The sequence below is a fragment of the Kocuria nitroreducens genome, from assembly GCF_042879195.1.
In the GTDB taxonomy this organism is placed as follows: Bacteria; Actinomycetota; Actinomycetes; order Actinomycetales; family Micrococcaceae; genus Kocuria; species Kocuria nitroreducens.
The window spans coordinates 194200-219288 of sequence record NZ_JBHZTC010000002.1 but is presented as its reverse complement, the minus strand read 5'-3'; the positions used below and the strand labels follow the sequence as shown (position 1 = coordinate 219288).

The following is a 25089-nucleotide window of genomic DNA, read 5'->3' as shown; positions in this document are numbered from 1 at the left end:
CATGGCCACTTCACGTTCATCATCCGGCCGCCCCGGACCGGGCGGCCGCCGCGCCCCCGGTTCCCAGGGCGGCCAGAAGCCCCGCACCGGCCAGGGCGGCACGTCGTTCCAGGGCGGGAAGGGCGCTTCCGGCCGCGGGCCCGCCAAGGGCAGCGCCACGAAGGGCGGGGCTGCCAAGGGCGGGGCTGCCAAGGGCGGGGCCGCGAAGGGCGGCGCCAAGGGCGGGTCCTCGAGGGGCGCCGGCCAGGAGCGCGGGCCCCGGCCCTTCGCGTCCTCCGAGAAGAGCGCCCGGCGGATGCCCGCCACCCCGTACCGCCTGCCGCACCGGAAGCGGCGGCCCAAGAACCCGCCCGTGGACCGGCTCGACCAGCACGACCCGGACGGGGTGCGGCTGCAGAAGCTCATGGCCCAGGCCGGCGTGGCCTCGCGGCGCGTGTGCGAGGAGATGATCGAGGCCGGCCGCGTGCAGGTCAACGGGGAGACCATCACCGAGCTCGGCATCCGGGTGGACCCGGACACCGTCGAGATCCACGTCGACGGCGTCCGCGTGCAGCTCGACGAGAACCTCGTCTACTACGCCTTCAACAAGCCCGAAGGGGTGCTCTCCACCATGGAGGACCCCGAGGGCCGGCCGTGCGTGGCCGACTACCTGAACCAGCAGAAGAACGAGCGCGTCTTCCACGTGGGGCGCCTCGACGTCGAGACCGAGGGCCTGCTGCTGCTGACCAACGACGGCGAGCTGACCAACCGGCTCACCCACCCCTCCTACGAGGTCCCCAAGACCTACCTCGTGCAGGTCCGCGGCCCCATGGAGAAGGGCGTCGGCGCGGCCATGAAGGCCGGCATCGAGCTCGAGGACGGCACCGCCTCCGTCGACTCCTTCCGGCTCGTGGACTCCACCCCCGGCCACCTGCTCGTGGAGGTGGTCCTGCACTCCGGGCGCAACCGCATCGTGCGCCGCCTCTTCGACGCCGTGGGCCACCCCGTCGAGAAGCTCGTGCGCACCGAGGTCGGCCCCATCCGGATCGGGGACCAGCGCCAGGGCACCGTCCGCCGGCTCTCCAGGACCGAGGTCGGGCACCTCCTCGCCTCCGTGGGCATGTAAGGAGCACCCGTGACGCAGACCCCCTCCGCACCGCCGGCGCCCGCGGCGACCTCCGGGCCCGTGCTCGTGGTCGGCGCCGGCCTGCTCGGCGCCAGCATCGGGCTGGGCCTGCGCCACCTCGGCGTGGACGTCTGGCTGCAGGACTCCTCGCCGACCGCCGAGGCCGTGGCCCAGGACATCGGCGCCGGCCGCTCCTGCCGCGCGGCGGGGGAGGACCGGGTCCCGGAGCCGGCCCTCGTCGTCGTCGCCACCCCGCCCGACGTCACCGCGCAGACGGTGGTCGATGTGCTGGGACGCCACCCGGAGGCGGTCGTCCTCGACATCGCCTCCGTGAAGGAGGCCGTGCTGGAGGACGTGCGCACCCTGGGCGGCGACCTCACCCGGTACGTGGGCACCCATCCCATGGCCGGGCGGGAGAGGTCCGGTCCCGTGGCCGCCCGCGGCGAGCTGTTCACGTCCATGCCCTGGGTCGTGTGCGACTCCGGGCACTCCGCGCCCGCGGCGCTCGCCGCGGCGAAGCACCTGGCCGTGGACCTCGGGGCCACCGTCACGTTCATGGACGCCCGCGAGCACGACGCGACCGTGGCGCTGATCTCGCACCTGCCGCAGGTGATGTCGTCGCTGCTGGCCTCCCGGCTGCAGGCCACCCCGCCGCACCACCTGTCCCTCGCGGGCCAGGGGCTGCGGGACACCACGCGCATCGCCGCCTCCGACCCCGGCCTGTGGGTCCAGATCCTCTCGGCGAACGCCGCTCCGGTGGTTGCGTCCCTGCACGGGGTGCGCGAGGACCTCGACCGGCTCATCGCCACGCTGGAGGCCCCGGAGGCTCCGGGCGCCCGGCTGGACATCGCCCAGCTCATGGCGGAGGGCAACGCCGGCCGGGCCCGCATCCCGGGCAAGCACGGCGGCGCGCCCCGCGCGTTCGCGACCCTGACCGTGCTCGTCGGGGACGTCCCCGGGCAGATCGCCCGGCTGCTCACCGAGATCGGGGAGATCGGCGTCAACCTCGAGGACCTGCGCCTCGAGCACTCCCCGGGCCAGCCCGTGGGCCTCGTCGAGGTCTCCGTGCTGCCCAACCGCCGCAAGGAACTCGTCGAGGCGCTCCAGGAGCGCGGATGGAAGGTCGTGCAGTGAACACCGGAACGAACACCGCCCGCAGCGCAGCACCCGGGACCGGGGAGCCGACGGCCGCCGGACGGCAGCTGGTCGTCGCCATCGACGGCCCCTCCGGCTCCGGCAAGTCCAGCGTGTCCAAGGAGGTGGCCCGCCGCTTCGGCCTCGCCTACCTGGACACGGGCGCGATGTACCGCGCCCTCACGTGGTGGTGCCTCGACCGCGGGGTGGACCTCTCCGACGGCGACGCCGTGGTCGAGGCCGCCCGCGCGCTCCCGCTCGCCCAGGGCACCGACCCCGACCGGGAGCTGGTGTTCGTGGGCGGCACCGACGTGGGCGTCGAGATCCGGGGTGCCCGGGTGACGGAGTCTGTCAGCGCCGTGGCCACCAATCCGGCGGCGCGGGCTGTGCTGGTGGCGCGCCAGCAGGAGCTCATCGCGGACAGCGGCCGGCGGATCGTGGCCGAGGGCCGGGACACCACCACCGTGGTGGCCCCGGACGCGGACGCCCGCATCCTGCTCACTGCCGACGAACGGGCCCGGATGGCCCGCCGAGGCCTGCAGAACGGCGGTGTCGAGGACGCCGAGCAGCTGCGGGCCCGGGTCGTGGGCCGGGACGCGGAGGACGCCACGGTCGTGAACTTCACCGAGGCCGCCGACGGCGTGGTGACGATCGACTCCTCCGAGCTCACCGTGGAGCAGACGGTGCAGGCCGTCATCGACGTGGTCGTCCGGGCCGCGGGCCGCTCCGCCTAAACCCCCGCCCCGCTTCCCCGACACTTTTCCGCATTCCGACCGGCCGCACCCGGCCCAGCGAAGGACAGCCATGACCGGCAACCCCGAGAATTCCGCGCACGACACCGCCCACGACCCCTACGAGGCCGAGATCCTCGGCGGCACCACGGACGACGTCGCCCAGCGGCTCGCGGCCATCGACGACGACGAGGCCGAGCAGCGCGCGCAGGCGCTGCGGGCCGGGCTCGAGGACTACGAGCTCGACGAGGAGGACGCCGCGCTGCTCGCCGAGTGGGCGGAGGACGGGGACCGGGCGCCGGTGCGCCGGCCCGCCCCGGTGCTCGCCATCGTGGGCCGCCCGAACGTCGGGAAGTCGACCCTCGTCAACCGCATCCTCGGCCGGCGCGAGGCCGTCGTGGAGGACACCCCGGGCGTGACCCGCGACCGCGTCTCCTACCGGGCCACGTGGAACGGGCGCAACTTCACGCTCGTGGACACCGGTGGGTGGGAGTACGACGCCAAGGGCATCAACGCCCGGGTCGCCGAGCAGGCCGAGATGGCCGTGGAGTTCGCCGACGCCGTGCTGCTCGTGCTCGACGCGACCGTGGGCGTGACGGCCGCGGACGAGGCCATCGTGAAGATGCTGCGCAAGGTCAGGAAGCCGGTGATCCTGGTCGCCAACAAGGTGGACTCCCCGCAGCTCGAGGTCGAGGCCACCTACCTGTGGTCCCTCGGCATGGGGGAGCCGCACCCGGTGTCCGCCCTGCACGGGCGCGGCGCCGCCGACGTCCTCGACGCGGTCACGGAGCTGCTGCCCGAGTTCTCCGCCGTGGCCGAGACCGAACTGACCGGCGGCCCCCGCCGCGTGGCGCTCATCGGGCGCCCGAACGTGGGCAAGTCCTCGCTGCTCAACAAGCTGGCCGGGTCCGAGCGCGTCGTCGTGGACCCCCTCGCCGGGACCACCCGTGACCCCGTGGACGAGCTCATCGAGCTCGGCGGCAAGCCGTGGCGCTTCATCGACACCGCGGGCATCCGCCGCCGCGTGCACATGGCCCAGGGCGCGGACTTCTACGCGTCCCTGCGGACCCAGGCCGCCCTTGAGCGCGCCGAGGTGGCCGTCGTGCTGCTGGCCGCGGACGAGGTGCTCTCCGAGCAGGACGTCCGCATCCTGCAGCTGGCCGTGGACTCCGGCCGCGCCCTCGTGCTCGCCTTCAACAAGTGGGACCTCATGGACGAGGACCGCCGCTACTACCTCGAGCGGGAGATCGACCGCGACCTCGCCCACGTGGCCTGGGCGCCGCGGGTGAACGTCTCGGCGAAGACCGGCTGGCACAAGGACAGGCTCGTCCCCGCCCTGGAGACGGCTCTGGACTCCTGGGACACCCGCGTCCCCACCGGGCGGCTCAACGCGTTCCTCGGCGAGATCGTGGCCGCCCACCCGCACCCCGTGCGCGGCGGCAAGCAGCCCCGCATCCTCTTCGGCACCCAGGCCTCCTCCCGCCCGCCGCGCTTCGTGCTGTTCACCACGGGCTTCCTCGACCCCGGGTACCGGCGGTTCATCACCCGCCGCCTCCGCGAGACCTTCGGTTTCGAGGGCACTCCCATCGAGGTGTCCATGCGCGTGCGGGAGAAGCGGAACCGGAAGCGCTGAGGCGTCCGCCGAGATGAATTCCGCCGGAGCTTGCTGTAATGTGATGCGAGTGCTCAGGGCGGCAACGCACTGAGCACTTCGGGCTGTGGCGCAGCTTGGTAGCGCACTTGACTGGGGGTCAAGGGGTCGCAGGTTCAAATCCTGTCAGCCCGACGATTCGAGGCCGGTGGACCGCGGGAACGCGGACCACCGGCCTTCTGTCGTCCCTCCTCCTCGGTGCCGCCGGCCTTATCTCCGGGCCCGGGACGCCGACCGGCGCAGCCGGTGGAGGTCGAGGTCCGGCCGGCCGCCGGCCGTGCCGACGACTTCGGCTGCGGCCGCCGCGGCCCACCAGGCGGCGGACTCCGGGCTCTCGCCGCGGAGCAGCGCGACGGTGAGCGCGGCGACGAACGAGTCGCCGGCGCCGGTGGGGTCCACGGGGTCCTCGCCCAGGTGGGGCAGGACGACGTGCCCGCCCGGCCAGGCGACCACGTCACCCTCCCCGGTCGCCAGGGCGACGACGCGCGGGCCCTCCGCGAGCAGCGACTCCGCGGCCCGCACCGTTGCCGGCACGTCCTGCGGGGCCCAGCCCACCAGCGCCTCGGCCTCGGCGGTGTCGGCGCGCACCACGTCCGCGGTGCCCAGCACCCGCCGGCGCACCGCGTCGTCCGCCGGGGCGCCGTCGGCCACCGTCAGCGCGCTCCCTGCGGAGGCCGCCTCCAGGGCCTCCGTCACGGCCGGCCCCGGCTGCTGCAGCTGGATCAGGACTGCGTCCGCCGAGCGCAGCAGGCCCCGGCTCGCGCGCACGTCCCGGGCGTCCAGCAGCATCCCGGCGTCCACGTCCTCCAGCAGCCGGCGGACCCCGCGCGGTCCCACGAGGTCGACGAGCAGCGCGGTCGGGGCGCCGGGGCGGCGCACCACGGCACCGACGTCGATCCCGTCGCCCGCTGCCTGGGCGAGCACTTCCGCCCCGGCGGTGTCGGTGCCCACGACCCCCACGAGGCGGACCTCGGCGCCGAGCTGACGGCACGCCACCGCCTGGTTCGCGCCCTTGCCGCCGAGCAGCTCCTGCCGCTCGAGCACGTCCGTCGACCCGCCCGCCTCCGGGAGCTGCTCGACGCTCAGCACGAGATCCCGTGCCACCTGCCCCACCACCACGACACCCGACATGCGGCTCTCCTGTCTCCGTTGCTTCCGAGCGGTCCCGCCCGCGAGCCTAGGGCACGCCGTCCCCGGGGCCGAGGGCGGGCACGGCCGGAACGGGCCGTGCCCGCCTCCGGAGCACCGCCGCCGCCCGCCGGCGCATACACTGCACGGGACGTCGAGTGCTCCAGCCCGGCGACGGACCCGAGCACGGAGGAGCACCGGAGTTGAAGGACCTGCACACCCTGCCCAAGGCGGAGCTGCACCTGCACATCGAGGGCACCCTCGAGCCCGAGCTCGCCCTCGAGCTCGCCGCCAAGAACGGGGTGGCGCTGCCCTACGGCTCCGTCGATGAGCTCCGGCGGCAGTACGACTTCGAGGACCTGTCCTCATTCCTCGCGCTCTACTACGCCACGATGGCGGTGCTGCGCGACGCGTCCGACTTCGAGAGGCTGACCCGGGCCTATCTCGAGCGAGCGGCAGCGCAGGGGCTGCGGCACGTCGACGTCTTCTTCGACCCCCAGGCGCACACCGTCCGGGGAGTGCCGCTCGGGACGGTGGTCGACGGCATCCGCGCGGCCCTCGACGCCGCACGCGCCGAGCACGGGCTCACCAGCACGCTGCTGCTGTGCTTCCTGCGGGACCGGCCCGCCGCCGAGGCCGGGCAGCTCTACGACTCGCTCGGGGACCAGCTGGCGCGCATCGACGGGATCGGCCTCGACTCGGCCGAGGTCGGCCATCCGCCGGGCCTCTTCGACGAGGTGTACGCGCGGGCACGGGCGGCCGGACTGCGCGTCGTCGCCCACGCGGGGGAGGAGGCGGGTCCCGAGTACGTCCGGGAGGCCCTGGACGTGCTGCGCGTGGAGCGGGTGGACCACGGCATCCAGTGCTTGCAGGACCCCGAGCTCGTGGACCGGCTCGTCGAGGAGCAGGTGCCGCTCACCGTGTGCCCGCTGTCCAACGTGCGGCTGCGCGTGGTGGACACGCTCGCCGCCCACCCCGTCCTGGACATGCTCGAGCGGGGGCTGCTGGTCACGGTCAACTCGGACGACCCGGCCTACTTCGGCGGCTACGTGGGCGACGTCTTCCAGGCCCTGCGCGACACGCTGGGCCTCACCGACGAGCAGGCGGCCGCCCTGGCCCGCAACTCGGTGGACGCGTCCTTCGCCGGGACGGAGCGCAAGCGCTCGATCCACGCCGAGATCACCGCGTGGGAGGGCCCCTGAGCTCCCGACACCCGACGGGCTCCGCACGCCCGGGCCCCGGTGACGTCTGTGCCATAATCGAGCCGACCGCACCCGCTGGACCAGGAGTGACCCATGAGCAACATCCCCGCCGACCTGTCCTACACGGCCGAGCACGAGTGGATCGCGGGCCCCGACGCCGACGGCGCGGTGCGCATCGGGATCACCGACCACGCGCAGAGCGAGCTGGGCGACGTCGTGTTCGTCCAGCTGCCCGAGGTGGGGGAGAACGTCGAGGCGGGCGCCGCCGTGGGCGAGATCGAGTCCACCAAGTCCGTGAGCGACATCTTCGCACCCGTCTCCGGCGAGGTCACCGCCGTCAACGGGGCGCTCGAGGGCGAGCCCGGGACCGTGAACTCCGCCCCCTACACGGAGGGCTGGCTGTTCGAGGTCCGTCCCGCCGGGGAGGACTACCGGTCCGGGCTGCTCGACGCCGAGGGATACGCCGCCCAGCTCGACTGACCCGCGCAGGAACCCCGCCGCGCGCGAGCCGGGACGTGTCCCGGCCGCCCCTCCGTGTCTCCACCACCCGGTACACTGAAGTCCAACCGGGTGGCTCCGGCCGGTCGCCCGGAAACCGCCGGGATAGGAGGTCGCGGGGTAGGGGTCCCACAGGATCCGTCCACCATCACGTCACCAGTCGAGGGAAGAGATGTCCAGAACCCAGAACGGCTCGAACGCACCCCAGGGGGAGCCGGAGACCACGTCGATCCAGATCGTGGCCGAGGTCCTCTCGCACGCAGCTTCCCACAAGCTCTCCCCCGAGGAGAGCTCCGCGGTCTCCGCGCTCCCGCCGCGCAGCGCTCTGCTCGTCGCCCACGACAGCGGCGGCTCCGGGTCGCGCTTCCTCCTGGACCGGGACGACGTCCCTGCCGGCCGCCACCCGTCCTCCGAGATCTTCCTGGACGACGTCACGGTCTCGCGCCGGCACGCCCGCTTCGTCCGGCGTGGTGACTCCTTCGAGATCGTGGACTCCGGCTCCTTGAACGGCACCTACGTCAACGGCGACCGCGTCGACAGCGCCCAGCTGGACAACGGGGACGAGGTCCAGATCGGCAAGTTCAGGTTCACGTTCTACCGTTCGCTGCGCTCGCAGTCGGACCAGTAGAAGGGAGCCATGACCGATCCCGCGGAGACCGACGCCCACCGGGACGACGTCCAGCACGAGCCCCGGGTGGGCATCAGCGCCGTGCTCAAGGAGCTCGGCCAGGACCACCCCGGCATCACCGCCTCCAAGTTGCGCTTCCTGGAGGACAAGGGCCTGGTCCACCCGGCGCGCACCGCGTCCGGCTACCGCAAGTTCTCGCGCGCCGACGTGGCCCGGCTGCGCCGGATCCTGGAGCTCCAGCGCGACCGCTATCTCCCGCTGAAGGTGATCCGGGAGCGGCTGGACGCCGACGAGGACGCCCGCGCGGACGACGCCCGGCGCGCCGCGGAGACCGGCGACCCCGTCACCGCCCCGCTGCCGGTCGTCAGCGCGCCGCGCACCTACAACCTGCGGGAGCTCGCCACCCGGACGGGCGCCGGGATCCCGCTCGTCCGCGAGCTCGTGAGCTACGGGCTGATCCGGGAGCAGAACGGGGCCTTCGACGACCACGCCCTTGCCATCACCCGGGCCGCCCTCGCCCTGACCGCCCACGGCCTGGAACCGCGCCACCTGCGCCCCTTCAAGGCCGCCGCCGACCGGGAACTGGGCCTGGTGGAACGTGCTGTGGCGCCCCTGACCTCCCGTCGGGACGCCGCCTCGAGGGCCCGCGCCGTCGAGCGCGCCCAGGAGATCTCAGGACTGTGCCTGACCATCCACACCTCGCTCGTGCGGTCGGAGATCGCCGCGCTCCAGGAGCGCGCCGCGGTGGAGGGCTGACATGGCCGTGCACCAGGTTCTGATGGAGATCGCGGGCGTCCGCATGGACGTGCCGTCGGCGCAGCCCGTCGTCGTGCTCCGCGAGGTCGAGGGCGGACGGCACCTGCCGATCTGGATCGGCACGAACGAGGCGACGTCCATCGTCTTCGCCGTCCAGGGGATCGAACCACCCCGGCCCCTGACGCACGACCTCGTGCTGTCGGTGGCCACCGCCTTCGGCCGCACGCTCACCCGCGTGCGGATCCACACGGTGGAGGAGGGCGTCTTCCACGCCGCCCTCGAGTTCTCGGACGGAACGGTCGTCGACTCCCGTGCCTCGGACGCGATCGCCCTGGCGGCCCGCACGGACTGCCCCATCCTGTGCACCGAGACCGTCCTCGACGAGGCCGGTCTCGTGATGAGCGGGGACGGGGAGCTGCGGGAGCCGTCCACCCGCGCGGGAGAGGGGGAGCCGCAGCTGCCGCCGGAGACGCAGGTCGAGCAGTTCCGCGACTTCCTCGACAACGTCGACCCCGAGGACTTCTGACCCGTCGCCGTGCGCCCGACACGGGGCCCGGGCGGCGGATGTCTTTGACCCCGTCCCCGGGGAGGTCTACCGTCGGAGCTGTACTCGAGGTGTTCCCGGGGGGATCCGGACGTCTCTGTGAGACCATCCACTCCCGGTGCCGCGAGGACCGGGTCCACGAGCGAGGAGGCGGCGTGAGCGACCGCGAGCAGCCCGGCGTCACGGCAGGGACCGGCAGCCCTCCGGCGCACGGCACCCAGGGCGTCCTCTTCGACGACTCCGTGGTCCGGGACGAGTCCGTGGGCTACCGGGGTCCCACCGCGTGCAAGGCCGCGGGCATCACCTACCGGCAGCTCGACTACTGGGCGCGGACGGGACTCGTGGAGCCCACCGTCCGCGGCGCCTCCGGGTCCGGCACGCAGCGCCTCTACAGCTTCCGCGACATCCTGGTCCTCAAGATCGTCAAGAGGCTCCTGGACACCGGTGTCTCCCTGCAGCAGATCCGCACCGCCGTGCGCGCGCTGCGCGCCCAGGGGGTCGAGGACCTGGCCCAGCTCACCATGATGAGCGACGGCGCCAGCGTCTACGCGTGCACGTCGCCCCACGAGGTCATCGACCTGGTGCAGGGCGGCCAGGGCGTCTTCGGGATCGCCGTGGGCCGGGTGTGGCGGGAGGTCGAGGGAACCCTCGCGGCGCTCCCCGGCGAGCACACCGGACCGGACCGAGCCCCCGCGCAGGAGCCCCTGCCCGACGACGAGCTCTCCGCGCGCCGGGCCCGCCGGCAGAACGCGGGCTGACCCGGGCCGCTCAGGACGCGCCGTCGAGCAGGCCCTGCAGGATGGCCGTGTACCGCCCGGAGATGTCCTGGGCCTCCGCGCCCGGCCAGCGGTGGATCGGCCAGACCGCGCCCTGCGCCTGCTGCCAGACCGGAAGGTCCGGGATCACCGGGCTGACGAGCAGCGGCCCGAACAGCTCCGCCAGCTCGCCCAGGCGGTGACGGTGCTCCACCGACGAGTGCTGGACCTTGTTGACCACCACGCCGGCCGCGGGCACGGCCCACGTGCGGCTCTGTTCGAACTGGGCGATCGCCGTCATCGTGCGCTTGGTCCCCGCGACCGAGAACAGGGACGGCTCCGCCACCGAGAGCACCTTGTCGCTGGCGGCCCACGCGGTGCGGGTCAGGGCGCTGAGGGTGGGCGGGCAGTCGACGAGCACCAGGTCGTAGCCCCTGGCGCCGGAGAGCGCCCGCTCCAGCCGGCCGAGGTCCTTGTCCCGGTACTCGGAGCGGTCGAGGTGGGACGAGCGGGCCGAGCCCGGGGCGACGTCGAGGGACTTGCTGTCCAGGCCGTCCCGCACGGCCCAGGAGGAAGCCACGACCACGCGCTCGAGCGATCCCCGACGAGGCCTGCGCAGCACCTCCCCGATGTCGTGACCGCGCTCCGGGTGCACACCGAGCCCGGTCGTGGCGTCGGCGTGCGGGTCGAGGTCCACCACCAGCGTGGGCACTCCCGCCTGCAGGGCCGCCGAGGCGATCCCCAACGTCACGGAGGACTTGCCGACACCGCCCTTGAGGCTGCTGATGCTGACGATCTGCACGGAGGGAACACCCTTCGCTCGCGGGGAAACGGGAGGAACGGCTCCTCGGGCGCGGGATCGGGGGCCGCGGCGAGGAGACGGATGCGCCCATCGTAGCCGGGTGCGCGGGCTCCGCCCCGGTGCGGCACGGAGGCACGCGCAGCCGGTCCGCCGCACGGCGCCGCGCCCGTGTACGCTGACCACCACGTCGCTCTGTGACAGCGGTCACAGTCTGCTCCGGGGTGGCGTGGTTCACTGGTCAGGACCGCCCGCGGACGGCCATGCTGACCGTGGGCGCGACGTTGCACAACCTTCGACGAATCAGTGCCCGGGCGTCCGCCGGACGGCCCGGGTGCGGAACGGGTGTTGATGTTCTCCAAGATCCTGGTGGCCAATCGCGGCGAGATCGCGATCCGCGCTTTCCGTGCCGCGTACGAGGTCGGGGCGAAGACGGTGGCGGTGTTCCCGTACGAGGACCGCAACTCCATCCACCGGCAGAAGGCCGACGAGGCCTACCAGATCGGCGAGGAGGGCCACCCGGTGCGGGCCTACCTCGACGTGGACGAGATCATCCGGGTCGCCAAGGAGTCCGGGGCGGACGCCATCTACCCCGGGTACGGGTTCCTCTCGGAGAACCCGGACCTGGCCCGGGCGGCGGCGGCGGAAGGCATCACCTTCGTCGGCCCCAAGGCCGACATCCTGGAGCTGGCCGGGAACAAGGTCGTAGCGCTGAAGGCCGCCAAGCGCGCCGGGATCCCCACCCTGGCCTCCACGGAGCCCTCCGCGGACCCCGAGGAGCTGCTGGAGCAGGCGGCGGGGATCGGGTTCCCCATCTTCGTCAAGGCGGTGGCCGGAGGCGGAGGTCGCGGCATGCGCCGGGTGGAGACCCCCGAGGCGCTGCCAGAGGCGCTGGCCGCCGCGATGCGCGAGGCCGACACGGCCTTCGGGGACCCCACCGTCTTCCTGGAGCAGGCCGTGCTGCGGCCCCGCCACATCGAGGTGCAGATCCTCGCCGACAACGACGGCGGGATGGTGCACCTGTTCGAGCGCGACTGCTCCCTGCAGCGCCGCCACCAGAAGGTCGTGGAGATCGCCCCGGCGCCGAACCTGGACGAGGGGATCCGCCAGGCCCTGCACGCCGACGCGGTGAAGTTCGCGAAGGAACTGGGCTACGTCAACGCCGGCACCGTGGAGTTCCTGGTGGACACCGCCGGGGAGCGGGCCGGGCAGCACGTGTTCATCGAGATGAATCCGCGCATCCAGGTCGAGCACACCGTGACCGAGGAGATCACCGACGTCGACCTCGTCCAGTCCCAGCTGCGCATCGCGGCCGGGGAGACCCTGACCGACCTGAGCATCGCCCAGGACGAGCTGGCCGTGCGCGGCGCCGCCCTGCAGTGCCGGATCACCACCGAGGACCCGGCCAACGGGTTCCGCCCCGACGTCGGGAAGATCTCCGCCTACCGTTCCGCCGGTGGCGCCGGGGTCCGCCTGGACGGGGGCACCGTCTACGCGGGGGCGGAGATCTCCCCGCACTTCGACTCGATGCTGGTGAAGCTCACCTGCCGGGGCCGGGACTACGCCACCGCGGTGCACCGGTCCCAGCGGGCCCTGGCCGAGTTCCGCATCCGCGGGGTCGCCACCAACATCCAGTTCCTCCAGGCGGTGCTGGCCGACCCGGAGTTCCTCGCCGGCAACGTGGCCACCGACTTCATCGAGCGCCGCCCCGAGCTGCTCGAGGCCCGCACCTCGGGCGACCGGGCGACGAAGGCACTGACCTGGCTGGCCGAGGTCACGGTCAACCGGCCGAACGGGGAGCGGGTGGAGGGCATCGACCCGCGCACCAAGCTGCCGCACTACCCCGGGGACAAGCAGGACGAGCCGTTCCGCTCGCCCTTCGACGGGCCCTCCGAGCACACCCCGCCGGACGGGTGGCGGCAGCGCCTGCAGGACCTGGGCCCGGAGGGCTTCGCGCAGGCCCTGCGCGATCAGCACGCGGTGGCGGTGACGTCGACGACGTTCCGGGACGCCCACCAGTCCCTGCTGGCCACGAGGGTGCGCACCCGCGACCTGCTGGCGGCGGCCCCGGCCTACGCCCACACCCTGCCGCAGCTGCTGTCGGTGGAGGCCTGGGGCGGAGCGACCTACGACGTGGCGCTGCGCTTCCTCGGCGAGGACCCGTGGGAGCGTCTGCGGCTGCTGCGGGAGGCGATGCCGAACATCCCGATCCAGATGCTGCTGCGCGGGCGCAACACCGTGGGCTACACCCCGTACCCCACCGAGGTGACGGACGCGTTCGTGGCCGAGGCCGCGGCGACCGGGGTGGACATCTTCCGCATCTTCGACGCCCTCAACGACGTCGAGCAGATGCGCCCGGCCATCGACGCCGTCCGCAGGACGGGCACCGCGGTGGCGGAGGTCGCCCTGTGCTACACCGGGGACCTGCTGGATCCGGCCGAGGACCTCTACACCCTCGACTACTACCTCGACCTCGCCCGGCAGTGCGTCGACGCCGGCGCCCACGTGCTGGCGATCAAGGACATGGCCGGTCTGCTCCGGCCCACCGCGGCCGCGAGACTGGTGGCCGCCCTGCGGGAGCGCTTCGACCTGCCCCTGCACCTGCACACCCACGACACCGCCGGCGGCCAGTTGGCCACTCTGATGGCCGCGATCGGCGCCGGGGTGGACGCCGTGGACGTGGCCGAGGCGTCGATGGCCGGCACCACCTCCCAGGTCCCGGCCTCGGCGCTGATCGCCGCCCTGGCGAACACCGAACGCGACACCGGCATCCCGCTGGAGGCGGCGACCGCTCTGGAGCCCTACTGGGAGGTCATCCGGCGGATGTACGCCCCGTTCGAGTCCGGGCTGACCGCCCCGACCGGGCGGGTGTACCGGCACGAGATCCCGGGCGGGCAGCTGTCGAACCTGCGCCAGCAGGCGATCGCCCTGGGTCTGGGCGAGCGGTTCGAGGCGATCGAGGACATGTACACCGCCGCCAACGCCATGCTCGGGCGCCTCGTGAAGGTCACCCCCTCCTCGAAGGTCGTCGGTGACCTCGCCCTGCAGCTGGTGGGCATGGGGGTGGACCCGGCGGAGTTCGAGGCGAACCCGCAGACGTTCGACATCCCGGACTCGGTGATCAGCTTCCTCGCCGGGGAACTCGGCACACCCCCCGGCGGGTGGCCCGAACCGTTCCGCTCCAAGGCCCTGGAGGGCCGCACCGTGAAGGTGGGGGTCACCGACCTGGCCCCGGAGGACTCGAAGGCGCTGGCGGGGGACTCTGCGACCCGGCGGGCGACGCTGAACCGGCTGCTGTTCGCGGGCCCCACCCGGGACTTCGAGGCCAGCCGGGCCAAGTACGGGGAGCTGGCGCTGCTGCACACCCGGGACTTCCTCTACGGTCTGACTTCCGACCGCGAGCACATCATCTCCCTCGGCAAGGGGGTGCGGTTGCTCGTCACCCTGCAGGCCGTCTCGGAGCCGGACGACAAGGGCATGCGCTCCGTGATGGTCACCCTCAACGGCCAGCCCCGCATGATCGAGGTCCGCGACACCTCGATCACGTCCTCGGTGCCCGAGACCGAGAAGGCCGACCCGTCCGACCCGGGCCACGTGGCCGCCCCGTTCGCCGGTGCGGTGACCGTGACCGTGGCCGAGGGCGACACCGTGGAGGCCGGGGGGCAGGTCGCCACCATCGAGGCCATGAAGATGGAGGCCTCCATCACCGCGCCCAGGGGCGGGACCGTCCGGCGGGTGGCTCTCAAGGGCGTCACCCAGGTCTCCGGCGGCGACCTCCTCCTGGCGCTCGACAGCGCGGGCTGACCCGGTACCGCCTCCGCCGGCGCCGCCACGCCCCCGGGAGGGGCGCGGCGCCGGCAGAGGCCGCCTGGGACCGCCGCGCCCGCGCATAGGATGGGCGCCATGCGGAAATTCGACCTCATCATCATCGGCTCCGGCTCGGGCAACTCCATCCTCACCGAGGACTACGAGGGTCTGGACGTCGCCATCGTCGACGGCGGGACCTTCGGCGGCACCTGCCTCAACGTGGGCTGCATCCCGACGAAGATGTACGCGTACCCGGCGAGCGTGGCCCGCCGCGCCCACGAGGCGGACCGGCTCGGCCTCGACGCCGCGGTGAACGGCGTGCGCTGGCGGGAGATGCGGGACCGGATCTTCGGACGCATCGACGCGATCTCCCACGGAGGCCTCGAGTACCGCCGGACGCTGCCGCACGTGACGGTCTACACGGAGCAGGTGCGCTTCACCGCACCGCGGACCCTGCGCACCGCGTCGGGGGAGGACCTCACGGCCGACCAGATCGTGGTGGCGTCCGGTTCGCGCCCGGTGCGGCCGGAGGTCCCCGGGATCGACCTGCCCCAGGTGCACACCTCGGACACGGTGATGCGCATCGACGAGCTGCCACGCCGCGTGGTGGTGGTGGGCGGCGGCTACATCGGCGCCGAGTTCGCCCACGTCTTCTCCAGCCTCGGCGCGCGGGTGACCCAGGTCAACCGTTCCCACCGGATCCTGCGCTACCACGACCCGGAGATCGCCGAGCGGTTCGCGCGCGAGGCCTCCCGGCAGTGGAAGCTCGAGACAGGCTGGTCGCTGAGCGAGGTCGAGGAGTGGGACGGCGACGAGTGCGCCGTGATGGTCACCTTCCGCGACCCGCAGGACCCGGAGCTCGTCATGCGCCTTCCTGCGGACGTGGTGCTCGTGGCCACGGGGCGGCAGCCGAACACGGACGTGCTCGAGGCCCGGACGGGTGGCCTGGACGTGCGGCAGGACGGTCTGCTGGCCGTCGACGAGTACCAGCGTGCCCTCGCCGGAGGCCGTCCGGTCGAGGGCGTGTGGGCGCTCGGCGACATCAGCTCGCCCTACCAGCTCAAGCACGTGGCGAACGCCGAGGCGCGCACGGTGCAGCACAACCTCCTGCACCCCGGCGACCTCCGGGCCACGGACCACCGGTTCGTGCCCTCCGCCGTGTTCACCAGCCCGCAGATCGCCTCCGTCGGCATGACCCAGGAGGAGGCCGAGCAGTGGGCGGTCGAGCAGGGCAGCGAGATCACCGTCAAGGTGCAGGACTACGGGGCCACGGCCTACGGGTGGGCCATGGAGGACCGTACGGGCCTGTGCAAGCTGATCGCGGAGAAGGGCACCGGGCGCCTCCTGGGCGCACACCTGATCGGCGAGGAGGCGTCCCTGCTCATCCAGCCCCTGGTGCAGGCCATGTCCTTCGGCCTCGACGCCCACACGATGGCCCGCGGCCAGTACTGGATCCACCCCGCCCTGAGCGAGGTCGTCGAGAACGCCCTGCTGGGCCTCGACGTCCCCGAGCACTCGCCCCTGGTCCCGGAGGCCCTCGTCGGCGGCCGGTGAGCCCACCGGCCGCCGACCGGCTCAGCACTACCCGCGGCCCGGCAGGTGCGCCTGGGAGATCTTCTCCTTGATCCGCTCCGCCGGGGTGGCGGGGGCGGGGGCCGGCTCAGGGGCGGGACGCGAGTAGATCTCCTCGATCCGGTCCGCGAAGTCCTGGGCGATCCTGGCCCGCTTGATCTTCATGGACGGGGTGAGGTGCCCGGAGGCCTCCGTCCAGTCGACGTCGAGGATCTCGAAGGCCCGGATGCTCTCCGCGCGGGAGACGGCCTTGTTGGCCTGATCGACGATCTCCTGCACGTGCTCCACGATTCTCGGGTGCCGGGCGGCCTCGGCCACGGGCATCGCGGGGTCCAGGCCCATCAGCTCCAGGCGCGCGGGGAGCACGTCCTGGTCGAGGGTCACGAGGGCCGCCACGAACGGGCGGTCGTCGCCGACCACCATCACCTGGGAGACCACTGCCGACGCGCGGATGGGGTCCTCCAGCACGTTCGGCACCACGTTCTTGCCGCCGGCCGTGACGATGATCTCCTTCTTCCGGCCGGTGATCGTCAGCGCGCCGTCCTCGTCGAGCGAGCCCAGGTCGCCGGTGCGGAACCAGCCGTCCTCGAACGCGGCCGAGGTCAGGTCCTCCCGCCCGTGGTAGCCGCGCATCACGTGCGTGCCGCGGACCTGCACCTCCCCGTCCTCGGCGATCCGGACCTCGTTGCCGGGCAGCGGCAGGCCCACCGTGCCGATCTTGCCGACCTCCGGGGTGTTCACGGCGATCGGGGCGGTCGTCTCGGTGAGGCCGTAGCCCTCGACCACGTACACCCCGATCCCGTTGAAGAAGTGGCCCAGGCGGGTCCCGAGGGCCGCTCCGCCCGAGACGGCGTGGGTGACCTCCCCGCCCATCGCCTCCCGCAGCTTCGAGTACACGAGGCGGTCGTAGAGGGCGTGGCGGGCGCGCAGGACCGGCGACACCCGTCCGTCCTGACCGGCCCTCGAGTGCGCGACGGCCGTGGCCACCGCGCGCTCGAAGATGAAAGACTTCGCCTTTCCGCTCTTCTCGGCCTTGAGGCGGGCGCTCTGGTAGATCTTCTCGAACACGCGCGGGACGGCCAGGATGAACGTGGGACGGAACGACTCGAGGTCGCCCATGAGGTTCTTCACGTCCGGGGTGTGCGCCAGGACGGTCCCGGAGTAGAGGGCGATCACCTCCACGAAGCGGGCGAAGACGTGGGCCAGCGGGAGGAACATCAGCGTGCGGGCCCCGGGGCGGATGATGTCCGAGACCACGAGGGTCGTGTTCTCGCACAGCCGCACGAAGTTGCCGTGCGTGAGCTCGCACCCCTTGGGCGGTCCGGTGGTCCCGGAGGTGTAGATGATCGTGGCGACGTCCTCGAGCCCGCACGACGTGCGGCGGGCCTCGAGCTCCTCGTCGGGGACGTCTGCGCCGGCCCGCGCGAGCTCGTCGAGCCCGGTGCCCGTGCCGTCCAGGCGCCACACCTTGTCCGCGGCGCGGAACGACGTCTCCCGCGAGGCCGCGTGCACGGAGTCCTCCAGGGCCTGCGTCTCGACGAAGACGGCCTTGGCGTCGGAGTCACCCATGATCCAGGCGATCTGCTGGGCCGAGGACGAGTCGTAGACGGGGACGGGCATTGCGCCGGCGTACCAGATCGCGAAGTCCGCGAGGGTCCACTCGTAGCGGGTCCGGCTGAGGATGCCCACCCGGTCCCCGGGCTCGATCCCTGCGGCCACGAGACCCTTGGCCACCCCTTGCACGGTGGTGAGGAACTCCCGGGCGTGCACCTCGCGGGCGGTCCCCTCCGCAGCGAGGACGGTGTACAGGTGCGGATCGTCGTCCTGAGCCGCCTGCATCAGCAGGAAGTCGGTGATGCGACTGTGGGCCGGTGGGTCCACGAGGGCGTCGGTCGCGACGTGGCGCATGGAGTTCTCCTCGGATCGGGGTCGGTGTGCCGTCCAGCCCAGTCTAGTGAATTGGCTCACGCAAACCCCATCAGACGCGGGCGCCGTCGTCCAGGTCGTCGCGGTCGTCGGGCAGGGACCGCAGCAGGTGGCCGATGGCGCCGACCACGGCGACCAGACCCGTCACGATGGCCCACCACGGCAGGGAGCCGGGCAGCAGGGAGAGCACCACCAGCAGGACGGGGACGCCGACCAGCACGGTCCAGGACAGCAGCGCCCCGCCGCTGAGTCCCTGCGTGACCGGCCCGGGGTCGGGGGAGTAGGGCGCGTCGGCGCCCTCGGCGCCCTCGGCGCCCTCAGCGTCCTCATTGTCCTCGGCGTCCTCATTGTCCTCGGCGTCCTCCGCACCGGCGCCGGATCCGCCGGGGGCGGTGTCCTCGGGGGACCAGTCACGGGGCCCGGCGAGGTGCCGGTCCCCGGCCCGGCGCACGTCCTCGAGGTCCGACACGATCCGGCTCCACTCGTCCTCGGGACCGTGCCCGGCGCCGCCCGGCGTCCCCGGACCGGCGCTCATCGCAAGTCTCCCCGGGCAGCCGGATGCAGCGGTCTCCCGGTGACCGGGCTGCGGCCGCCCAGCAGGGCCTCCAGGAAGCGCACGGACCGCGCCGCGACCACGTCGGCCTCCCGGTCCAGGGTGGCCACGTGGAAGCTCTCCGCCAGCCGGACCAGCTCCACGTCCCCGCCCGCCCGGCGCAGCACGTGGTGGTGCGAGGCGTCGGAGACCACGTGGTCGTGCTGCGAGCGCAGCACCAGGACGGGGGCGGTGACGGCGGGCAGCATCCGCCGGGTGCGGGTCATGAACCGGCCCAGCTCGGCGACGCCCGCCACCGGCGTGCGCGGGTAGGCGTGCTCGGTGACCCCGGGGAAGCTGATGTCGTCCCCCACCCCCGGCACGGAGGGCACCGCGCGGTGCAGGGCCGGGGCGAGGCGTGCCGTGCGGCTGACGAGGGACAGGGCCGGGTTCAGGGCCACGACCCCGTCCACGGGCAGGGTCGCGGCGAGGTGCAGGGCGAGCGCACCGCCCATGGACAGCCCGCACACCACCACGACGTCGTGCCGGGCCCGCAGCTGCTGCACGTGCTGGGCCGCGTGGTCGCGCCACTGCTCCCAGCGGACGCCGGCGAGGTCCTCCCAGCGGGTGCCGTGACCGGGCAGCACGGGCCCGACGACGTCGGCTCCCGCCTCGTGCAGGGCCCGGCCCCACGGACGGACGCTGAACGGGACGCCGGTGAAGCCGTGCAGCACCAGCGCGCCCGCGGGGCCGTCGGCCGGATAGCGGAAGGGGGCGCCCGGATCCTGCCCGGCGGCAGGCCCCCCGGTCGCGGAGGGTGAGGGCAGGTGCTGGTCCTCGACGGGTGGCGTCATGCGTCCATGATGTCAGGACGGAGCCCAGGAGGGGGCGGACCGGCGTCGGTGCCCGCGCGGACGTGAGAGAATACCGGAGGCCGGACCCGGTCCGAGCGGCACGGACCCTCGCGACATCCCGATCAGCACGAAGGAGTCCTCTCCCCTATGGTCTACATGTTCTTGAAGCGCTACGTCGTCGGCCCACTGATCAACGTCGCCTTCCGTCCCGAGGTCCGCGGCCTGGAGCACGTGCCCGACGAGGGCCCGGCCATCCTCGCGAGCAACCACCTCTCCGTCTCCGACTCGGTGTTCATGCCCGTGGCCGTGCCCCGGCAGGTGTACTTCCTGGCGAAGTCCGACTACTTCAACAGCCCCGGCGTCAAGGGACGGGTGATGGCCGCGTTCTTCCGCGCGATCAACCAGATCCCCCTGGACCGTTCCGGAGGCCGGGCCAGCGCGCAGTCCCTGAGCACCGGCGGGCGCAAGCTGCTGGAGGGCGAGCTGCTCGGGATCTATCCGGAGGGCACCCGCTCCCCGGACGGGCGGATGTACAAGGGCAAGATCGGTGTGGCCCGGCTCGCCCTCGAGACGGGCGCACCCGTCGTGCCCGTCGCCATGGTGGGCACCGACAAGGTGCAGCCGCTCGGCACCCGGGTGCCGCTGCCCCACCGTTCGGCGCGGGTGGCCACGATCTTCGGGGAGCCGCTCGACTTCTCCCGCTACCAGGGCCGCCAGGGCGAGCACGCCCTGCTGCGCGAGGTCACCGACGAGATCATGCACGCCGTCCAGGCGCTCTCCGGCCAGGTCCGCGTGGACGTCTACGCGGCCGAGCACAAGAAGCGCCTCGCGGAGCAGAAGCGCCAGGAGACCAAGCAGGCCGCCGCGGGGTTCGTGGACAGCGCCAAGGAGGGGGCGCGCACCGCCGCCCACTCCGCGAAGCAGGCCGCCGACTCCCTCACCCACCGCGACCGTCCCGCTGCCACCGACGACGACGCGTCGCGACCCACAGCCCCCTGATCACGCGCCCGGTCCCGCCCCGGACGAGACATAGGAAGACATGATGCTCGACTTCACCGCTCCCGACAGCCTCCGCAACCTCGCCTCCCCGGTGCCTTCAGCGGCCGACTACCCGGGGCTGGACGACTGGCGCGGGCTGGCCGCCGACCAGCAGCCGACGTGGGACGACCACCCCGACTTCTCCTCCTCGATCTCCGAGCTCAACGCGGTCCCGCCCCTCGTCTTCGCGGGCGAGGTGGACAAGCTGCGCGAGCGGCTGGCCGAGGTCGCCCACGGCCGGGCCTTCTTCCTGCAGGGCGGGGACTGCGCCGAGACCTTCGAGGGCGCCACCGCCGACCGGATCAGCGCCCGGGTCAAGACGCTGCTGCAGATGGCCGTGGTGCTCACGTACGGCGCGTCCATGCCCGTCGTGAAGATGGGCCGCATGGCCGGGCAGTTCTCGAAGCCCCGCTCGTCCAACGACGAGACCCGCGACGGGGTGACCCTGCCGACGTTCCGCGGCGAGATGGTCAACGGCTTCGACTTCACCGAGGAGTCCCGGGTCCACGACCCGCGGCGGATGGTGCGCGGCTACCACACCGCCGCCTCCACCCTGAACCTGATCCGCGCCTTCACCACGGGCGGGTTCGCCGACCTGCGCCTCGTGCACGCCTGGAACATGGGCTTCACCACGAACCCGGCCCACGCCCGGTACGAGTCGCTGGCCCGCGAGATCGACCGGGCCGTGAAGTTCATGGACGCGTGCGGCGCCGACTTCGACGCCCTGCGCACCACGGAGTTCTACGCCGGCCACGAGGCCCTGCTGCTGGACTACGAGCGGGCGCTGAGCCGCATCGACTCCCGCACCCACCTCCCGTACGGGACGTCGGGGCACTTCCTGTGGATCGGGGAGCGCACCCGGGAGCTCGACGGCGCCCACGTGGACCTGCTCTCCCGGCTGCGCAACCCGATCGGCGTCAAGCTCGGTCCCAAGACCTCCGGGGACGACGCGATCGCGCTCATCGACAAGCTCGACCCGCAGCGCGAGCCCGGCCGGCTCACCTTCATCACCCGCATGGGCGCGAAGAACATCCGGGAGAAGCTGCCGCCGCTCGTGGAGGCCGTGGAGCGCTCCGGCGCCAAGGTCGTCTGGGTCACCGACCCCATGCACGGCAACACGGTGTCCCTGCCGTCCGGCTACAAGACCCGCAACTTCGACGACGTCGTGGACGAGGTCCGCGGCTTCTTCGAGGTGCACGAGGCGATCGGCTCCTTCCCCGGCGGCATCCACGTGGAGATGACCGGTGACGACGTCGCGGAGTGCCTCGGCGGCGCCGATCCCGTCGACGAGTCCTCCTTCCAGGACCGCTACGAGTCGCTGTGCGACCCGCGCCTGAACCACATGCAGTCCCTGGAGATCGCGTTCCTCGTGGCGGGCTACCTCTCGCGGCGCTGAGCACGGGATCGGCCGACGGGGCCGGGGCCGGACCTGCCGTCCGCTAGATGTGATGTCCAGGGAGGTTGTGCCGCCTCGCGGCGGTGAGTCGGGCTGACAGGTGAGGACCTCCGGTTGTGAAGTGGAGCTGTCTAGGAACCGCTTCACCGACCGGAGGTCCTCGTGTCCCACGCTAACGCTGCCCTGACCCCACGCGCCCGTCTGCGGCTCGCACAACTCATCGTTGATCGTGGATGGAGCTGTGCCACGGCTGCCAGGATGTTCATGGTCGCCCCACGCACCGCGAGGAAATGGGCCGACCGGTACCGGGCCGAGGGCTGGGCCGGGATGGCCGATCGCAGCTCGCGTCCGCGCACCAGCCCGACCCGGACCACGCCCGCCGTGGTTCGTCGGATCGTGGCCCTGCGCTGGCGGCACCGGCTGGGCCCGGTTCAGATCGCCGGCCGGCTCGGCATGCCGGCCTCGACCGTGCACGCGGTGCTGGTGCGCTGTCGGATCAACCGGCTCTCCCGTATCGACCGGGTCACCGGCGAACCTCTCCGCCGCTACGAGCACCCGCACCCCGGTGCGCTGATCCACGTCGACGTGACCAAGTTCGGCAACATCCCCGATGGCGGCGGGTGGCGTTATCTCGGTAAGCAGCAAGGCGATCGGAACAAGGCCACCACCGCGCTGCGGACCGGCAGAACCGAGAAGGGCAATCCGCGGATCGGCACCGCATTCGTGCACACCGTCCTCGATGACCACTCGCGAGTGGCGTACGCCGAGATCTGTGCCGATGAAAAGGCGGGCACCGCGATCGACGTGCTGCGCCGGGCGACGGCTTGGTTCGCCGCTCGGGGCGTCGCCGTGGAACGGGTGCTCTCCGACAACGGGTCCTGTTACCGCTCCCACGCCTGGGCCGAGGCCTGCACCGAACTGGGCATCAAACCCAAACGCACCCGCCCCTACCGGCCTCAGACCAACGGGAAGATCGAGCGCTTCCACCGCACCCTCGCCGATGGATGGGCCTACGCGCGCTTCTACGACTCCACCGATCAGCGGAACACAGCCCTACCGGATTGGCTGCACTTCTACAATAACCACCGAGCCCACTCCGCCCTCGGAGGCCGGCCACCGGTCACCCGACTGACCAACCTCCCTGGACATCACAGCTAGACGACGGTGAGGACGACCTCGGCCCCGTCCGTCGTCTGGGCCACCACGTAGCCGAAGGGGGCGCCGAGACTTTCCTCGACCCGCGCCGGGAAACCCGCCTCCGCGAGGATCCGGACCGCCTCGTCCACGGACCGCCCCAGCACCCCGGGAGCGGTGTCGGCGCGGGTCCCGCCGGAGACGGCGAGGTGCACTGCGGACCCCTCGGCCAGTGCCTCGCCCGCCTCGGGGTGCTGGCCCACGACCGTCCCGGGGTCGGCGTCGTCGGGGACCACGCTCCGGCTGCCGACCGTCAGCCCTGCCTCCTCGAGGCGCGCCCGGGCGTCCTCCTCCGTCATCCCGAGGACGTCGGGGGCGGTCGTGCGCTGGGGACCGGTCGAGACCAGCAGGACGACCTGCTCCGCGGTCCGCACGGTGGCGCCCGCCTGCGGGTCGGTGCCGAGCACGGTGCCGGCGGGAGCCACCGGGTCCGCGGTCTCGTGGACGGCGACGTTGTCGAGCCCGGCCCCGGACAGGTACTGCTCGGCGAGCTCGGGACCCGCTCCCCGCACGTCAGGCATGCTCACGGTCCCGCCCGGGCCGGAGCCCAGGAGCCAGCCCAGGAACGCGGCCCCGGCCACCGCAAGGGCGACCAGGGCCAGCGTCCCCGCCGCGTGCAGGTGACGGGCGGGGCGCAGCTCGACCTCGGGACGCCACGGGTCGGAGGAACCGCTCATCGGCCGCGCGGGCAGCCGCCGGCCGGACACCGCCGGTGCGCCGGACCCTGCAGGGCTCAGGGGCTCGGTGGGGGTGCCCTGCGGCCGCGGCATCTCGGTCAGGGTGGCCGCCGGGCCGAAGGCTTCCGTGAGGGCGGCGGGGCCGAGGGCTTCCGTGGGGGCTCCTCCGGCGCCCAGGGCCGCGGTGGGTTCGGCGGCGGGGTCCAGGGCCGTCGTGGGGCCGCTGTCGGGGGCCGGTGCGGGGGGGCTGCCGCGGACGGCGCCGGGTGCCGGGAGACGGTCGAGCTCTGCCGGACGCAGAACTGCCCGGACCGCCCGGAGCTCCTCGAGGAAGGCGTCGGCGTCCGGGGGGCGCTGCTCCGGGTCCCGTGCCGTGGCCCGGGCGACGAGGCGCGCCGGGCCGGCCGGGAGACCGGGGTCCAGGGTGCGCAGGTCCGGGACGGCGCCCTCCGCGTGGGCGCGGGCCACGGCCAGCGGGCCGCCCTCGAAAGGACGGCGGCCGGCCAGGAGCTCGAAGAGCACGATCCCGGCCGAGTACACGTCCGCGCGGGTGTCCACCCGCTGCCCGGTCACGAGCTCCGGCGAGGCGTAGCCCACCGTGCCCAGCACCGTTCCGGTCGCCGTGTGCTGGTCGACGGCGCGGGTGAGACCGAAGTCCGCGACCGTCACCCGGCCGGTGCCGGAGATCAGCACGTTCTCCGGCTTCACGTCGCGGTGCACCAGGCCCGCCCGGTGGGCCGCCGCGAGCCCGTCGAGGACCGGTTCCAGCAGCGACAGCGCCTCGCCCGGGGGCAGGGCGCCGCGGCGGCGCAGGAGGTCGCGCAGGGTCGAGCCCGCCACGTGCTCCATGACCAGGTAGGGCACCCCGTCCGGGGCATGGCCCTGGTCCAGCACGGAGACGACGTGGGGGTGGGACAGCCGCGCCGCCGCCCGGGCCTCCCGCACGAACCGGTCGGCCGCGGCCGGGTCCTCCGCCAGGTGGGGGTGCATGAGCTTGACCGCCACGATGCGCTCCAGGCGGGTGTCCACGGCCTGGTACACGGTGGCGGTGCCGCCTCGGGCGATGCGCGGACCCAGCTCGTAGCGACCCTCGAGGAGGGTCCCGGTCAGGTGGTCGGGGAGCGCGTGCTGCACGGGGTCAGCCTAGGGCGGGGTGCTGTGC

At 73.1% G+C, this 25089-nt stretch carries 21 protein-coding genes and 1 tRNA gene; 16 read left to right on the top strand and 6 right to left on the bottom strand.

Annotation, left to right across the window (positions count from 1 at the left end; all coding sequences use genetic code 11):
• The first annotated feature begins 1 nt into the window (after position 1).
• The 5 genes from ACFYE1_RS02120 to ACFYE1_RS02100 all read left to right on the top strand — a co-directional run bounded on the left by ACFYE1_RS02120 (position 2) and on the right by ACFYE1_RS02100 (position 4756).
• Complete coding sequence (locus tag ACFYE1_RS02120) at positions 2-1105, top strand: pseudouridine synthase (protein ID WP_387739433.1); 1104 nt, start codon at positions 2-4, stop codon at positions 1103-1105.
• 9 nt (positions 1106-1114) lie between these two features.
• Entirely contained in the window at positions 1115-2239 is a 1125-nt protein-coding gene (locus ACFYE1_RS02115; protein ID WP_387739431.1) for a prephenate dehydrogenase, read from the top strand.
• The gene (cmk, locus tag ACFYE1_RS02110; RefSeq protein WP_387739427.1) at positions 2236-2973 is read left to right on the top strand and encodes a (d)CMP kinase; all 738 of its coding nucleotides are present in this window, start codon (positions 2236-2238) and stop codon (positions 2971-2973) included. The genes ACFYE1_RS02115 and cmk overlap by 4 nt, the downstream gene beginning before the upstream one ends.
• Positions 2974-3043: 70 nt before the next feature.
• A complete protein-coding gene (gene der, locus ACFYE1_RS02105; RefSeq protein ID WP_387739426.1) occupies positions 3044-4603 on the top strand; it encodes a ribosome biogenesis GTPase Der in 1560 nt (519 codons plus the stop codon).
• A gap of 79 nt (positions 4604-4682) precedes the next feature.
• Positions 4683-4756, top strand: a tRNA-Pro gene (locus tag ACFYE1_RS02100).
• Between the two features lie 75 nt (positions 4757-4831).
• Here ACFYE1_RS02100 and ACFYE1_RS02095 read toward each other — a convergent pair.
• Positions 4832-5752: a PfkB family carbohydrate kinase gene (locus tag ACFYE1_RS02095; RefSeq protein ID WP_387739424.1), complete on the bottom strand. Its 921-nt coding sequence runs from the start codon at positions 5750-5752 to the stop codon at positions 4832-4834.
• Between the two features lie 200 nt (positions 5753-5952).
• Here ACFYE1_RS02095 and ACFYE1_RS02090 point away from each other — a divergent pair, with 200 nt between their 5' ends.
• The 6 genes from ACFYE1_RS02090 (at position 5953) to ACFYE1_RS02065 (ending at position 10135) form a co-directional block, all read left to right on the top strand.
• Positions 5953-6951 (top strand): adenosine deaminase, encoded by a 999-nt coding sequence (locus ACFYE1_RS02090; RefSeq protein WP_387739422.1) that lies wholly within the window; start codon positions 5953-5955, stop codon positions 6949-6951.
• 93 nt (positions 6952-7044) lie between these two features.
• Positions 7045-7431: a glycine cleavage system protein GcvH gene (gene gcvH, locus ACFYE1_RS02085; RefSeq protein WP_387739420.1), complete on the top strand. Its 387-nt coding sequence runs from the start codon at positions 7045-7047 to the stop codon at positions 7429-7431.
• 190 nt (positions 7432-7621) lie between these two features.
• Positions 7622-8077, top strand: coding sequence for an FHA domain-containing protein (locus tag ACFYE1_RS02080; protein ID WP_387739417.1), 456 nt, complete (start codon positions 7622-7624; stop codon positions 8075-8077).
• 9 nt (positions 8078-8086) lie between these two features.
• Complete coding sequence (gene ftsR / locus ACFYE1_RS02075; RefSeq protein WP_387739415.1) at positions 8087-8833, top strand: transcriptional regulator FtsR; 747 nt, start codon at positions 8087-8089, stop codon at positions 8831-8833.
• Position 8834: 1 nt separating this feature from the next.
• A complete protein-coding gene (locus ACFYE1_RS02070; RefSeq protein WP_387739413.1) occupies positions 8835-9359 on the top strand; it encodes a bifunctional nuclease family protein in 525 nt (174 codons plus the stop codon).
• Between the two features lie 173 nt (positions 9360-9532).
• Positions 9533-10135 carry a MerR family transcriptional regulator gene (locus ACFYE1_RS02065; protein WP_387739411.1) on the top strand — a complete coding sequence of 201 codons (603 nt, stop codon included), beginning with the start codon at positions 9533-9535 and terminating at the stop codon, positions 10133-10135.
• 10 nt (positions 10136-10145) lie between these two features.
• Here the strand turns inward: ACFYE1_RS02065 and ACFYE1_RS02060 are convergent, their stop codons facing one another.
• Complete coding sequence (locus ACFYE1_RS02060) at positions 10146-10934, bottom strand: ParA family protein (protein WP_387739408.1); 789 nt, start codon at positions 10932-10934, stop codon at positions 10146-10148.
• A gap of 348 nt (positions 10935-11282) precedes the next feature.
• On the opposite strand from ACFYE1_RS02060, the gene ACFYE1_RS02055 reads away from it, so the two are divergent.
• Together ACFYE1_RS02055 and ACFYE1_RS02050 are read left to right on the top strand one after the other, a co-directional pair.
• Positions 11283-14735: a pyruvate carboxylase gene (locus tag ACFYE1_RS02055; RefSeq protein ID WP_387739405.1), complete on the top strand. Its 3453-nt coding sequence runs from the start codon at positions 11283-11285 to the stop codon at positions 14733-14735.
• Between the two features lie 99 nt (positions 14736-14834).
• Positions 14835-16292 (top strand): mycothione reductase, encoded by a 1458-nt coding sequence (locus ACFYE1_RS02050; RefSeq protein WP_387739403.1) that lies wholly within the window; start codon positions 14835-14837, stop codon positions 16290-16292.
• Between the two features lie 27 nt (positions 16293-16319).
• Here ACFYE1_RS02050 and ACFYE1_RS02045 read toward each other — a convergent pair whose 3' ends face one another.
• The 3 genes from ACFYE1_RS02045 to ACFYE1_RS02035 form a co-directional block, all read right to left on the bottom strand.
• Complete coding sequence (locus ACFYE1_RS02045; RefSeq protein WP_387739400.1) at positions 16320-18218, bottom strand: AMP-dependent synthetase/ligase; 1899 nt, start codon at positions 18216-18218, stop codon at positions 16320-16322.
• Positions 18219-18288: 70 nt separating this feature from the next.
• Complete coding sequence (locus ACFYE1_RS02040; protein ID WP_387739398.1) at positions 18289-18771, bottom strand: hypothetical protein; 483 nt, start codon at positions 18769-18771, stop codon at positions 18289-18291.
• Positions 18768-19622 carry an alpha/beta hydrolase gene (locus ACFYE1_RS02035; protein ID WP_387739396.1) on the bottom strand — a complete coding sequence of 285 codons (855 nt, stop codon included), beginning with the start codon at positions 19620-19622 and terminating at the stop codon, positions 18768-18770. Before ACFYE1_RS02035 ends, ACFYE1_RS02040 begins: the two co-directional genes overlap by 4 nt.
• 147 nt (positions 19623-19769) lie before the next feature.
• Between ACFYE1_RS02035 and ACFYE1_RS02030 the strand changes: the two genes are divergently transcribed.
• The 3 genes from ACFYE1_RS02030 (at position 19770) to ACFYE1_RS02020 (ending at position 23214) form a co-directional block, all read left to right on the top strand.
• A complete protein-coding gene (locus ACFYE1_RS02030; RefSeq protein WP_387739394.1) occupies positions 19770-20621 on the top strand; it encodes a lysophospholipid acyltransferase family protein in 852 nt (283 codons plus the stop codon).
• A 40-nt stretch (positions 20622-20661) separates the two neighbouring features.
• Positions 20662-22056: a class II 3-deoxy-7-phosphoheptulonate synthase gene (locus ACFYE1_RS02025; RefSeq protein WP_387739392.1), complete on the top strand. Its 1395-nt coding sequence runs from the start codon at positions 20662-20664 to the stop codon at positions 22054-22056.
• 162 nt (positions 22057-22218) lie between these two features.
• Positions 22219-23214, top strand: a complete 996-nt coding sequence (locus ACFYE1_RS02020) for an IS481 family transposase (protein ID WP_387739390.1) — start codon at positions 22219-22221, stop codon at positions 23212-23214.
• Here the strand turns inward: ACFYE1_RS02020 and pknB are convergent.
• Complete coding sequence (gene pknB, locus ACFYE1_RS02015; RefSeq protein ID WP_387739388.1) at positions 23211-25061, bottom strand: Stk1 family PASTA domain-containing Ser/Thr kinase; 1851 nt, start codon at positions 25059-25061, stop codon at positions 23211-23213. The two genes, ACFYE1_RS02020 and pknB, sit on opposite strands and share 4 nt — an antisense overlap.
• Positions 25062-25089: the final 28 nt, after the last annotated feature.

Bases quoted from the DNA above. Each gene is read 5' to 3' on its own strand.
- ACFYE1_RS02030 (WP_387739394.1), top strand. From the start codon at position 19,770: ATGGTCTACATGTTCTTGAAGCGCTACGTCGTCGGCCCACTGATCAAC.
- ACFYE1_RS02120 (WP_387739433.1), top strand. From the start codon at position 2: ATGGCCACTTCACGTTCATCATCCGGCCGCCCCGGACCGGGCGGCCGC.
- ACFYE1_RS02025 (WP_387739392.1), top strand. From the start codon at position 20,662: ATGATGCTCGACTTCACCGCTCCCGACAGCCTCCGCAACCTCGCCTCC.
- ACFYE1_RS02035 (WP_387739396.1), bottom strand. From the start codon at position 19,622: ATGACGCCACCCGTCGAGGACCAGCACCTGCCCTCACCCTCCGCGACC.
- ACFYE1_RS02080 (WP_387739417.1), top strand. From the start codon at position 7,622: ATGTCCAGAACCCAGAACGGCTCGAACGCACCCCAGGGGGAGCCGGAG.
- ACFYE1_RS02050 (WP_387739403.1), top strand. From the start codon at position 14,835: ATGCGGAAATTCGACCTCATCATCATCGGCTCCGGCTCGGGCAACTCC.
- ACFYE1_RS02040 (WP_387739398.1), bottom strand. From the start codon at position 18,771: ATGAGCGCCGGTCCGGGGACGCCGGGCGGCGCCGGGCACGGTCCCGAG.
- ACFYE1_RS02070 (WP_387739413.1), top strand. From the start codon at position 8,835: ATGGCCGTGCACCAGGTTCTGATGGAGATCGCGGGCGTCCGCATGGAC.
- ACFYE1_RS02045 (WP_387739400.1), bottom strand. From the start codon at position 18,218: ATGCGCCACGTCGCGACCGACGCCCTCGTGGACCCACCGGCCCACAGT.
- ftsR (WP_387739415.1), top strand. From the start codon at position 8,087: ATGACCGATCCCGCGGAGACCGACGCCCACCGGGACGACGTCCAGCAC.
- ACFYE1_RS02055 (WP_387739405.1), top strand. From the start codon at position 11,283: ATGTTCTCCAAGATCCTGGTGGCCAATCGCGGCGAGATCGCGATCCGC.
- gcvH (WP_387739420.1), top strand. From the start codon at position 7,045: ATGAGCAACATCCCCGCCGACCTGTCCTACACGGCCGAGCACGAGTGG.
- der (WP_387739426.1), top strand. From the start codon at position 3,044: ATGACCGGCAACCCCGAGAATTCCGCGCACGACACCGCCCACGACCCC.
- ACFYE1_RS02095 (WP_387739424.1), bottom strand. From the start codon at position 5,752: ATGTCGGGTGTCGTGGTGGTGGGGCAGGTGGCACGGGATCTCGTGCTG.